Here is an 11,907-nt window from a genome sequence, read left to right as displayed (position 1 = left end):
GCGCTCGAGGCCCTCGGTGATGAGCAGCTCGGTGATCTTGACCTTGTCGATCGTCCCGTCGTGCTTGCACCACGACACCTGCTGGCCCTTGCGGATCTCGCCGTTGAACACGCGCAGCAGCGCGAGGCGGCCGAGGAAGTTGCTCGAGTCGAGGTTGGTGACGTGCGCCTGCAGCGGCGCACCCTCGGTGTAGGAGGGGGCGGGGATCGTCTCCATGATCGTCTTGAACAGCGGCTCGAGGTCGGGGCTGTCGGGCAGCTCACCGTCCGCGGGACGGTTGAGGGAGGCCCGGCCGGCCTTCGCCGAGGCGTAGACGATCGGGAACTCGATCTGGGTCTCGTCGGCGTCGAGGTCCATGAACAGCTCGTACGCCTCGTCGACGACCTCCGCGATGCGCGAGTCGGGCCGGTCGACCTTGTTGATGCAGAGGACGACGGGCATCTTCGCGGCGAGCGCCTTGCGGAGGACGAACCGCGTCTGCGGCAGGGGCCCCTCCGAGGCGTCGACGAGGAGGACGACGCCGTCGACCATCGACAGACCGCGCTCGACCTCGCCGCCGAAGTCGGCGTGGCCGGGGGTGTCGATGATGTTGATCGTGACGTTGTCGACGCCGTTCGCCTTGGCGGACGGGCCGTTGTAGTGGATCGCGGTGTTCTTCGCGAGGATCGTGATGCCCTTCTCACGTTCCAGGTCGCCCGAGTCCATCGCACGTTCGTCGACGTGCTGATGTTCGCCGAACGCGCCGCCCTGCCAGAGCATCTTGTCGACGAGGGTGGTCTTGCCGTGGTCGACGTGGGCGACGATGGCGACGTTGCGGATGTCTCCGCGGGTCTTCGTGTTCTCCATAGGCACGTATCCGATTGTCTCAGGCTCGCGGGGGTGCTCGGTTCACGCGCCGATCGCGCCCTCCGCCCCGCGTCCGGGGCGGCCTCGATCGTGATCGCCGGCGCGGGCGGGATCACCGAGGCATGTCTGCAGCGGCCGCCGTCGGCGACCGTGCTCGAGAGGCGACGGAGAGAGGGCCGCGGGGATCAGGCGTGGAGGCGGCTCGCGAGCGCCCGGACGATGTCCGCGTTGGCGGGCAGCCAGTCGACGGCGAAGAGGTCGGAGGCACCCAGGAGGCGCAGCTCGTCGTGATCGGCGAGCGGGAGGGGTTCACCGTCGGTGGTGCGCGCGAGCCACACGTTCATCTCGTACGGCGAGGTCACGGGCCACCGGCCGTCGGCGAGGGGGCCGGGGACGGCGTCGCCGATCTCGACCTCGACGCCGAGCTCCTCGCGCAGCTCGCGCCGGAGCGCGGCGATGGGGGCCTCGCCGGGTTCGACCTTCCCGCCTGGCAGCTCCCATCGACCCGCAAGCGCAGCGGGCGCCGTACGGCGGGCGGCGAGGAGTCGACGAGGGGAGACGAGGTCGTCGACGAGGGCGGCCGCGACGACGTGGGTGGATCGCATCCGACCATTCTGTCCGCCCGCCCCGGGCGCGCCGACCTGGGTCGACACCCCTCCCCCGCCGCCCGAGACATCGCCGAGGACGTGACGGCCTCGTGTCCACCGATCCGCACCGGCGCCGTTGCGGCCGCCCCGCAGACGACCCGCGCACCCCTCTCCGTCCCTCCCGATCCGCCCGCGCTGTCGCCGGAGCGGGCCTCGCCGCCTCGTGGGCGGGCGTCCACGCCGTCCCGGCCGTCGCGGCGCCGCACGCCCTTCCCGCGGCGGGCGAGGCCGACCTCCGACTCCCCGCGCTCGACTCCGGGACCTTCCTCGGTGGAACGAGCGACCACCTGCTCCTCTCGCTCGACCCTCGCGTTCGCGTTCGTCGAGCCGTTCTTCTTCATCGGTCGCCTCATCTCGATCGCGGTGTCCGGCCCCTACCAGACGATCTTCATGGCGAACACCGGCGGCGCCCGGGAGAACGCGAAGAAGATCGTCGAGGTCGACATGCACGCCAAGGCCACGGCCCTCCACGACGCGACGAGCGTCGGCGACCCGTACAAGGACACGAGCTCGGCGGCCCTCGACCCGGTCATCACGTTCACGACCCTGTTCGGCCTGCTCGCCGTCGAGCTCGCCGTGCAGCTCACCGCCAAGCGGGGCAGCAGCACGCTCACGTCGGTCCTCGCGGTCGTGTTCCTCCTCGTGAGTGCCGTCTTCGTGTACCGCTCCTTCTACGCGATGCGGGTCGGCACCGGTGAGGGCGACCTCCTCCTCGACACCGACGACGAACCGGCACAGGCCACCGCCTGACCCGTCATCGCCCCCGCGCGGGGAGCGTGCCGCACGGCCCGCAGTCGCCCCGTCCGCCCGGGCACCGGGTCGGCGGGGCGGCTGCCATGATGTGCGCCATGACACCGACGTCGATGTCCTGGCAGATCGAGAACCCCCGCCTCGCGCGGTTCGCGGCCGACGCGGAGCGCCGGTGGGCCCGCCCCCTGCCCGACTACCCCGCACTCCACGCCTGGTCCGTGCAGCACCCGGAGGAGTTCTGGGCGTCGGTGTGGGACGACTTCGGCGTCGTCACCTCCGCCCCGTACGAGGCCGTACTCACCGGCGGACCCATGCCGCACCACGAGTGGTTCCCCGGCGCCCGTCTGAACTACGCCGACCAGATCTTCCGCCACGACACGCGCGACGGGGCGGCGGTCGTCTCCTACGAGGAGGACGGCACGCGCACCGAGCTCTCGTGGAGCGAGCTCGAGAAGCAGGTGCGGGCAGTCGCCGGAACGCTGCGCGGCCTCGGTGTCGGGGAGGGCGACCGGGTCGTCGGGTACCTCACGAACGGTCCGGAGACGATCGTCGCGTTCCTCGCCACGGCCTCGCTCGGCGCGATCTGGGCCGTGTGCGCACCCGATCTGGGCGCCGCCACCGCGGCGTCCCGCCTCGCACAACTCGAACCGTCCGTCCTCGTCGCGAACACGGCCTACGACTGGGCCGGATGCACGTACGACCGCCGTGCGGAGGTCGTCGACCTCGCCGCCGCGACCGGAGTGACGGCCCTCGTCGAGGTGCCACGTTCGGGCCTCACCTTCGACGGCGACGACGCGCCCGCGCTCGGCGCGGGTGCGCCCCGCGTGACCTGGGCCGAGGCGCTCACCGGCGCACCGGTCGAGGCCACCGCCCAGGTACCCGCGAACCACCCGCTGTGGGTGCTCTTCTCGTCGGGCACGACGGGCGTTCCCAAGGGGATGGTCCACTCCCATGCAGGGGTGGTCGCTGCGCACGCCTCGATGTTCCTGCTCGCGATGGACTGCGGGCCGGACGACACCCTGTTCTGGTACACGACGCCGAACTGGATGATGTGGAACATCGTCGTCTCCGCGCTCCTCGTCGGGAGTCGCACGGTGACGTACGAGGGCAACGTCGCGTACCCGGGCCCGGACCGCCTGTGGCGCATCGTCGCCGACGAGCGGGTGACGATGTTCGGTACGAGCCCCGGTCAGTTGCAGCTCAGCGCGCAGACGCGGCTCGAGCCGGGGCGCGACCTCGACCTGTCGGCGCTGCGGGCGGTTCCCGTCACCGGCGCGCCCGCCCCCGCCGCGCTCAACCAGTGGCTGCGCGAGCACGTCCGCGCCGACGTCCCTCTCCTGTCGGTGTGCGGCGGGACGGACGTCGTGAGCGCGTTCCTCGGCTGCAGTCCGTGGCTGCCCGTGTACGACGGGGAGCTCTCCGGCCCGGCGCTCGGCGTCGACGCGCAGGCGTGGGACGCGGACGGCAACCCGGTGACCGACGAGGTCGGTGAGCTCGTCATCGCCTCCCCCGGCCCGTCGATGCCGCTGTACTTCTGGAACGACCCGGACGGGTCGCGATACAAGGCGAGCTACTTCGACACCTACCCCGGTGCGTGGCGGCAGGGCGACTGGGTGACGCGCACGGGCCGAGGCTCGTTCGTCGTGCACGGCCGGTCGGACTCCACCCTCAACCGCAACGGTGTGCGGTTCGGCTCCTCGGACATCTACGACATCGTCGAGTCCGACCCGGCGGTGGCGGAGGCCGTCGTCCTCGGGGTGGAGCTCGACGGCGGCGGGTACCGGATGCCGCTGTTCCTCGCCCCGGCGCCCGGGCACGAGCTCGACGAGGCGGAGCTCGACCGCATCCGTGGCCGGCTGCGCACGGAGGGGTCGCCCCGTCACGTGCCCGACGAGATCCACGTCGTCCGCGCCGTGCCGCACACCCGCACGGGCAAGAAGCTCGAGATCCCCCTCAAGCGCATCCTCCAGGGCGCCGACCCCTTCGCCGTCCTCGACCCCGGCGCCATCGACGACGCGAGCCTCGTCGACGACTACGTCGCCCTCGCCCGCACGTGGGGCACGCGGGGCTGACACCCTCGCGCGTAGCACCCAGAACGACGAGTGAGGGGCCCCGATCGGGGCCCCTCACTCGTGCAACGCGGATCGCCGGTGACCGATCCCGGCGTCAGGAGACGGCGTCGAGCAGCCACCCGCGTTCGGGGTCGAACGTCACCCTGACGAAGGACCCCTCCTCGTGCATCGTCGAGGGCATCGGGTCGTTCTCCACGACGACGATGCTGCCGGCGTCGGTCTCCACCTCGTACTCCGCCGTGGAGCCGTAGAACACCACGCTCACGACGCGGCCCACGTCGCCGCCGACGACGCGTGCGTCGCTCGGCGACAGCCGCACCGATTCGGGCCGCACCATGAGCACCTTGTCCCCCGCGCCCCGTGCGGCGTCGGAGACGGCGATCCTCTCCCGACGGTTTCCGAACACCGTGACCTCGGCGGTGTCCCCGTCGATGTGGTGCACGGGGGCGTCGAGGAAGTTCGCCTGACCGATGAAGTCGGCGACGAACACGCTCGCGGGCCGGCGATAGATGTCGGCAGGGGTGCCGATCTGCTCGATCCGCCCCTTGTTCATCACGACGATGCGATCGGAGAGGCTCATCGCCTCGTCCTGGTCGTGGGTGACGTAGAGGGCGGTGATGCCGAGCCGCTTCTGCAGCCGACGGATCTCGGCCCGCATCTGGACGCGGAGCTTGGCGTCGAGGTTCGACAGCGGCTCGTCGAAGAGGAGGACCTTGGGGCGCATGACCATGGCGCGGGCCAGGGCGACACGCTGCTGCTGCCCACCGGAGAGCTGGTTGGGCGCCCGGTCGGCGAGGCTCACGAGGTCCATCGAGACGAGGGCGGCCTCGACCTGTTCCTTGACCTCCGCCGCGGGGGTGCGGCGGAGACGCAACCCGTACGCGACGTTCTCGTACACCGAGAGGTGGGGGAAGAGGGCGTAGGACTGGAACACCATCGACATGGGGCGCTTGTCGGGCGTGAGCCGCACCATGTCGGCGCCGTCGAGCGTGATGCTGCCCGAGGTGGGGCGCTCGAATCCCGCCACCATGCGCAGGGTCGTGGTCTTTCCGCACCCGGAGGGTCCGAGCAGGGTGAGGAACTCCCCCGGCGTGGTGACGAGGTCGATGTGGTCGACGGCTGCGAAGACCCCGTCGGCGGTCGGGAAGGTCTTGGTGAGCTGACGGAGCTCGACGACTCCGGTCGTGGACACGCCGGTCATCGCGCGCCACCTCCTGTCTGACGGGCCGGACGACCCTCGTGGTGGACGAGCAGGGTGAGCAGACCCATGACGGCCAGGACGATGACGAGCAGGAGCGTGCAGAACGCGAACGCGTTGCCGAAACGGCCGGCGTCCACCTCCGACAGGATCTGCTTGGTCATGATCTGGGTCTGCGGCGTGGTGATGAAGATGATCGGCGAGAGGGTCGTCATCGACCGCGCGAACGCGTAGATGAGCCCGGAGAGGAGCGCCGGTCGGATGAGGGGCAGCGTCACCGTGCGGAAGACCGTCGTGGAGCTGGCCCCCAAGGAGGCCGCGGCCTCGTCGATCGACGGGTCGATCTGCTGAAGGGCGGCGATGCCGGAACGCTGACCGGACGGCATCGAACGGATGACGTAGACCATGACGAGGGCGAGGGCTCCGCCGAACATCGCGGCGCCGCCGCCGAGGGCGGGCAGGAACATGCGGTTGCCGACGATGAGCGGCGTGTTGAACGCGACCGCGTAGCCGATGCCGAGGACGGTGCCGGGGACGGCGAGGCCCAGCATGCCGAGGAAGTCGAGGGCGGACGCGGCCCAGGGACGCAGCTTCCGGACGACGAGCCACGCGACGAGCATTCCCATGAGGCCCGCGATCGGGGTCGCGATGAGGGCGAGGATCGTCGTGTCCTTGATCGCCTCGTTACCGATGCCGCTCAGCACGTATCGGTAGTTGTCGAGGGTGAACCTGTTGTCGATGCCGAGGATCTTGACGAGGCCACCGAGGATGACCGTCGCGTAGATCGTCGTGACGACGAGGCCGACGAGGACCGCGAAGCCGACGAGTGGGATCCGCCCCGCCGCGCTGGTGATGAGCCGGGGCGAACCCGCGGGCTTGCCCGTGACGGACACGACGCTCTTGCGCGACACCCAGTACCGCTGCACGAGGAACACGAGGATCGCCGGCAGGAGCAGCACGAGGGAGAAGGCCGCGCCGGCACCCACGTCGTACTCGCCGGTGATCGCGATGAACGCTCGGGAGGCGAGGACGGTGTAGTCGCCGCCGATGACGAGCGGGTTCGCGAGGTCGGCGATGGCCTCGACGAAGAGGAGGAGGAACGATGCCGCGAAACCGGGGGCGAGCATGGGAAGCGTCACCTTGCGGAACGTCTGCCATCCCGTCGCGCCGAGGTTGGCGGAGGCCTCGTCGAGGACGGGGTCGAGGGCCTTGAGCATCCCGAGGAAGTTCATGTAGGCGACGGGGAAGAAGCTCAGGGCGAGGACGAGCGAGAGGCCGGGCAACCCGTAGATGTTCGTGTTGAGCCCGAAGAGGCCGTGCGTGATGACCCCGCGTCGGCCGAGGAGGGTGATGATCGCCGTCGCGACGGCGAACGGGGGCGACACGACGGGGAGGAGGCACAGGAGGTGGACGATCCGCTTGCCCCGGAAGGCCACCCTCACCTGCACGAACGCCATGAGGAACCCGAGGATCGTGCCGGCGAGACCGACGACGACGCCGAGGACCAGCGTGTTGACGACGATGCCGCGGTCCACCGACGAACTCACGATGTCGGTGAGGACGGCCTTGCCCGACGGACCGAAGGCCGCGACGAGGACGCGGGCGAGGGGATAGAGGACGAGCAGGGCGAGGACGGCGACGACGGCCGCGACGACCGCGACCGTGGGCCATTCGACGCCGTGCCGCCGGCGGCCGCGGCCCGCGGGTGCGGCAGCCGGGGCACCGGGCCCCGTGTTCTCGAGAACGGTGAGTGCCACGTCAGGCCTTCGGTTCGGCCGCGATCTCCGAGTCGAAGCGGGACGTGAGGCTCTTCTTCGCCTTGGCCGCCTTCTCGAAGTCGTAGTCGACGAGCTTGACCTCGTCGAGCTTGACGGAGCGCTCGTCGGCCTTGGCGTCGGGGTTGGTGTGGACCTGGTATGAGCCGACGGTGGGGCCGAGCTCCTGGGCCTCCGCGGTGAGCGCCCAGTCGGCGTACTTCTTCGCGGCCTCCTGCTGCTTGCTGCCCTTGACGACGGCGACGCCACCGATCTCGTAGCCCGTGCCCTCCTTGGGGAAGCTGATGACGAGGTCGTTCATGCCGCGTTCCTTGTAGAGGGCGCAGTCGTGGCTGAACACGAGGCCGACGGCGGCCTCACCACGTCCGGCGACCTGCCCGGGCGCGGTGCCGGACTTCGTGTACTGGAGGACGTTGTTGTGGAGGCGGCGCATGTAGTCGAGTCCGGCGTCCTCGCCACCCAGGCGGGTGACCTGCGTCCACAACGTGGTGAAGGCGGTGCCGGAGGTCGACGGGTGGGCCGTCGAGATCTGCTTGGCGAACTTGGGGTCGAGCAGGTCGTCCCAGCTCGTCGGGACGGGCGCGCCGAGCTCGTCGAGGATCTTCTTGTTCGAACAGAAACCGAGGGCACCGACGTAGACGCCGGCCCAGTAGCCGTCGGGGTCCTTGTAGCGGGCCGGGATCTTCTCACCGGTCGGGCCGATGTACTTCTCGAGGAGGTCCTGCTCGACGGCGGCACCGAATCCGTCGGCCGGGCCGCCGTGCCAGACGTCGAACTCCGGCGCAGCCTTGGCCGCGGCGAGTCGGGCGACGGTCTCACCGGAGGAGAGGCGGACGAAGGAGGTCTGGATCCCCGTCTTGGCGGTGAAGGCCTTCGTCCATGCGGAGCAGACCTCCTCCATCGCGCCGCACGCGACGGTGAGCTTCTGCCCACCCCCGTTCGAGGACGAGTCGGTGGTGGCGGGGTCGACGGCGCAGGCGGTTCCGGTCAGGACGACCGTGGCGGCGAGGAAGGCACTGGCCTTGGCAGGAATACGCATCGTTGCGTCCTTCGTGCGAGGAATGGGTCCCCTCGACCGTAGGCACGTCGTCCCCGCCCACGGGTCACGTCCCGGCCACGGTGGATGACAGAGTTGTGATGTTCGGCGGTCAGGTGCCGGGGACGAGCCGGTACCCACGGCCGCGATCGGTGAGGATCTGCGGGGTGCCCGGTGCCGTGCCGAGCGTCGATCGGAGGCGGTACATCGCGGTGCGCACGATGTCCCGGTCGCCGGCATGCGCGCCGGCGGGGCCGATGGCCTCGTGCAGGGCCCGATGTCCCACTGTCTCCCCGACATGACCGGCGAGCAACCACAGGAGGCGGAACTCGCTCGGCGTCGTGTGCACCGCGACACCGTCGCGGGTGACGGCCTGGAGCCCGGCCTCGAGGTGGAGGTTGCCCACGGATCGGGTCGCCCCGGGGGTGATCGGGCCGGCCGTCCGACGGCGGCGCCGGGTCAGGGCCGCGACCCGCAGTGCCAGTTCCCGCGGACTGAACGGCTTGACGACATAGTCGTCGGCGCCGACCTCGAGCCCGGCGACGCGGTCCTCCTCCGTTCCGAGCGCGGTGAGGAGGAGGACCGGGACGTCCGTGACCTCCCGCACGCGACGGCAGAGGTCGACGCCGCGCTCCCCCGGCAACATGACGTCGAGCACGACCGCGTCGACCGCGTGTTCGGTGAGCACCCGCCAGGCCGCCGTCGCCGTGGCTGCGGTGATCGTTCGAAAACCCTTGGCACGCAGGGCCATCCCGACGACGGTGAGCATCTGGGGTTCGTCGTCGACGACGAGGACGAGCGGCGCGTCATCCGTCATCGGCACCACCTCCGGGCAGGACGAGCGTGATCGTGGTCCCCCGACCGCTGACGGTGTCGACGACGAGTCTCCCGCCGTGGAGCTCAGCGATGCGTCGGCTGATGAGGAGCCCCAATCCGTGCCCCGTCTCGGTGGGGACCTCTCCCTCGCCGTCGAGGAGCGCCCGCTTGGTCTCGGGGTCCATCCCGGCTCCCGCGTCGCGGACGGAGAGGAGCACCGAACTCTCCATGCGCCGCACGGAGACGGTGATGTCGCTGTCCGGACCCGCGTGCCGCACCGCGTTGTTGACGAGATTGACGAGGACCTGACGTACGAGGCCGGCGTCTGCCGGCACCCGCGGAGGGGCGCCTCGCGACTCGAACCGGATCGGCATCGACGTGAGGCGTCGGGTGTCGCGGACGACCGCGAGCGCGAGGCGGCGGACGTCGACGTTCGTGACGTGCATCGTGAACAGACCGGCGTCGATGCGGGCGTCGACGAGCAGGTCGTCCGCGAGCGTCACCATGCGGCCGCTGTGATGCGCGATCGTCCGGCTCAACTCTTGCGCCTCGGGGGTGAGCTCGCCCGCGGTGCCGTCGACGAGCATCTCCGCCCCGCCGATGACGAGGCTGAGGGGCGTGCGGATCTCGTGACCGAGCACGGCCACCCGGTCCGCCCGTTGTCGCGCGGCCGTCCGCCACCGGCCGTTCTCGACCCGCAACGCCGACGCGGCCCGCCGCTCCCGCACGAGTGCGGAGGACGTGGCCACCAGCATCACCGCCAGTGCCACCACGAGCCACATCATGGCGTCATTCTGCCCCGTGCATCCTCGCTCCCCCGACGCCCTGCCCACCGCCGGGACACCGGTGTCGAGGCGGCGGAGCTCGGGACGTGACACCCGCGGAGGACCGTCCGTCCCGCGATTCGTGCCGTTCACCGATGCACCTCGACGACACGGGGCCCCGGCGTGTCGTAGACCCCCGCGGGCGGGGAGGTGACCGCTACTGTCACGCCCAACCCCTCGGCGGCCCCGCTCCCTGCGGATTCGCCCCAGAGAAAGGCCGACCCCGCATGTCCAGAACCCGGTCCACGGCAGCGTTCGCGCTCGCCTCGGCTCTCGTGCTCTCGCTCGGTGCCTGCGCCAAGTCCGATCGTGACGCCTCCGGCGGTGGCGGCGGCGGTGAAGGTGGCGGCACGTTCACCTTCGGTGCCGCCGGCGCGCCCAAGGTCCTCGACCCGTACTACGCCACCGACGGTGAGACGTTCCGCGTCAGCCGCCAGATCTTCCAGGGCCTCGTGTCGTTCAAGGAGGGCACCGCCGAGGTCGCCCCCGGCCTCGCCACCGAGTGGAAGCCGAGCGCCGACGGCCGCACGTGGACGTTCACCCTCAAGGAGGGCGTGAAGTTCCACGACGGCACCCCGTTCGACGCCGACGCCGTCTGCAAGAACTTCGAGCGCATGTACAGCCAGACCGGCGCGGGCGCCACCGCCGCCGCCTCGCAGTACTGGGCCGACAACTTCGGCGGGTTCAAGGGCGGCAAGGAGCCGAGCCTCTACAAGTCCTGCACCGTCAAGGACCCGAAGACCGTCGACGTCACCCTCAACCGGGTCACGTCGAAGTTCCCCGCCCTCCTCGGACTGCCCGCGTTCTCCATGCAGAGCCCCACCGCGATGGAGAAGTACAAGGCGAACGACGTCAAGGCGCAGGGTGAGGGCTTCGCGTTCTCCGAGTACGCGACGAAGTACCCGACCGGCACCGGCCCGTTCAAGTTCGGCAGCTACGACCAGGCCAACGGCACCGTCACCCTCGTCCGCAACGACGAGTACCAGGGCGAGAAGGCGAAGATCGCGAAGCTCGTCTTCAAGATCATCCCCGACGAGTCCACCCGCCGTCAGGAGCTCCAGGCCGGCAGCATCCAGGGGTACGACTACCCCAACCCCGTCGACTGGGAGGCGCTCAAGAGCGAGGGCAACCAGGTCCTCGTCCGCCCGGCGTTCAACCTCATGTACCTCGGGCTCAACCCCAAGGCCAACCCGGAGCTCAAGGACCTCAAGGTCCGCCAGGCGATCCAGTACGCGATCAACCGCGAGCAGATCGTCAAGACCCAGCTGCCCGAGGGTGCGAGCGTCGCCACCCAGTTCATGCCCGACACCGTCGCCGGCTACAACAAGGACATCCAGGCCGTCCCGTACGACCCGGAGAAGGCGAAGCAGCTCCTCAAGGAGGCCGGCGTCGAGGGCTTCACCCTCAATTTCTGGTACCCCTCCGAGGTCACCCGCCCCTACATGCCCGCACCGCAGCGGCTCTACGAGGCGATGAGCACCGACCTCCAGAAGGTCGGCATCAAGGTGAAGACGACGACGAAGCCGTGGAACGGCGGTTACCTCGACGGCGTCGACGTCGGCCAGGCGGGCGCGTTCCTCCTCGGATGGACCGGCGACTACAACACGCCCGACAACTTCATCGGGGTGTTCTTCGGCGACACGACGAACCGGTTCCACACCGCGTCCTACCCGTGGGGCCAGAAGCTGTCCGACGACCTCGAGAAGGCCGACAGCATCGTCGACGAGGGAACCCGCACCAAGGCGTACGAGGGCCTCAACAAGACGATCGTCGAGCAGTACGTGCCGGCCGTGCCGATCAGCCACAGCCCGCCCGCGCTCGTCCTCGCCAAGGGCGTCTCCGGCGTGACCGCGAGCCCCCTGACCGACGAGAAGTTCGCCCAGGTCACGGTCTCGAACTGATCCTCACCCCGACGGGCCCGGCCATGACGCCGGGCCCGTCGC

General features: G+C 70.3%; 10 protein-coding genes. 3 read left to right on the top strand and 7 right to left on the bottom strand.

The genetic code is table 11. The features are described from left to right. Together MOPEL_RS06050 and MOPEL_RS06045 are read right to left on the bottom strand one after the other, a co-directional pair. On the bottom strand, nucleotides 1-846 hold an 846-nt coding region (locus MOPEL_RS06050), incomplete at its 3' end, for a GTP-binding protein (protein ID WP_009481980.1). A gap of 185 nt (nucleotides 847-1,031) precedes the next feature. Next, on the bottom strand, nucleotides 1,032-1,451 hold the full coding sequence (locus tag MOPEL_RS06045) for a (deoxy)nucleoside triphosphate pyrophosphohydrolase (RefSeq protein ID WP_009481979.1): 420 nt from the start codon (nucleotides 1,449-1,451) through the stop codon (nucleotides 1,032-1,034). 312 nt (nucleotides 1,452-1,763) lie between these two features. Between MOPEL_RS06045 and MOPEL_RS18425 the strand changes: the two genes are divergently transcribed. Next, a complete protein-coding gene (locus MOPEL_RS18425; protein ID WP_009481978.1) occupies nucleotides 1,764-2,243 on the top strand; it encodes a sodium/proton-translocating pyrophosphatase in 480 nt (159 codons plus the stop codon). A gap of 98 nt (nucleotides 2,244-2,341) precedes the next feature. Further along, on the top strand, nucleotides 2,342-4,315 hold the full coding sequence (locus MOPEL_RS06035; protein WP_040633138.1) for an acetoacetate--CoA ligase: 1,974 nt from the start codon (nucleotides 2,342-2,344) through the stop codon (nucleotides 4,313-4,315). A gap of 94 nt (nucleotides 4,316-4,409) precedes the next feature. Here the strand turns inward: MOPEL_RS06035 and MOPEL_RS06030 are convergent, their stop codons facing one another. The 5 genes from MOPEL_RS06030 to MOPEL_RS06010 all read right to left on the bottom strand — a co-directional run bounded on the left by MOPEL_RS06030 (nucleotide 4,410) and on the right by MOPEL_RS06010 (nucleotide 9,925). Beyond that, nucleotides 4,410-5,516: an ABC transporter ATP-binding protein gene (locus tag MOPEL_RS06030; protein ID WP_009481976.1), complete on the bottom strand. Its 1,107-nt coding sequence runs from the start codon at nucleotides 5,514-5,516 to the stop codon at nucleotides 4,410-4,412. Continuing rightward, nucleotides 5,513-7,270: an ABC transporter permease gene (locus tag MOPEL_RS06025; protein ID WP_009481975.1), complete on the bottom strand. Its 1,758-nt coding sequence runs from the start codon at nucleotides 7,268-7,270 to the stop codon at nucleotides 5,513-5,515. Before MOPEL_RS06025 ends, MOPEL_RS06030 begins: the two co-directional genes overlap by 4 nt. Nucleotide 7,271: 1 nt before the next feature. Then, the gene (locus MOPEL_RS06020; RefSeq protein ID WP_009481974.1) at nucleotides 7,272-8,327 is read right to left on the bottom strand and encodes an ABC transporter substrate-binding protein; all 1,056 of its coding nucleotides are present in this window, start codon (nucleotides 8,325-8,327) and stop codon (nucleotides 7,272-7,274) included. 109 nt (nucleotides 8,328-8,436) lie between these two features. Further along, the gene (locus tag MOPEL_RS06015) at nucleotides 8,437-9,141 is read right to left on the bottom strand and encodes a response regulator transcription factor (RefSeq protein WP_009481973.1); all 705 of its coding nucleotides are present in this window, start codon (nucleotides 9,139-9,141) and stop codon (nucleotides 8,437-8,439) included. After that, nucleotides 9,131-9,925, bottom strand: coding sequence for a sensor histidine kinase (locus MOPEL_RS06010; RefSeq protein WP_009481972.1), 795 nt, complete (start codon nucleotides 9,923-9,925; stop codon nucleotides 9,131-9,133). Before MOPEL_RS06010 ends, MOPEL_RS06015 begins: the two co-directional genes overlap by 11 nt. Before the next feature lie 266 nt (nucleotides 9,926-10,191). Here MOPEL_RS06010 and MOPEL_RS06005 point away from each other — a divergent pair, with 266 nt between their 5' ends. Further along, on the top strand, nucleotides 10,192-11,865 hold the full coding sequence (locus MOPEL_RS06005) for an ABC transporter substrate-binding protein (protein ID WP_009481971.1): 1,674 nt from the start codon (nucleotides 10,192-10,194) through the stop codon (nucleotides 11,863-11,865). The last annotated feature ends 42 nt before the right edge of the window (nucleotides 11,866-11,907 follow it).

It is taken from the genome of Mobilicoccus pelagius NBRC 104925 (assembly GCF_000247995.1).
GTDB classification, from domain to species: Bacteria; Actinomycetota; Actinomycetes; order Actinomycetales; family Dermatophilaceae; genus Mobilicoccus; species Mobilicoccus pelagius.
This window is presented reverse-complemented; position numbering and strand designations above follow the sequence as displayed.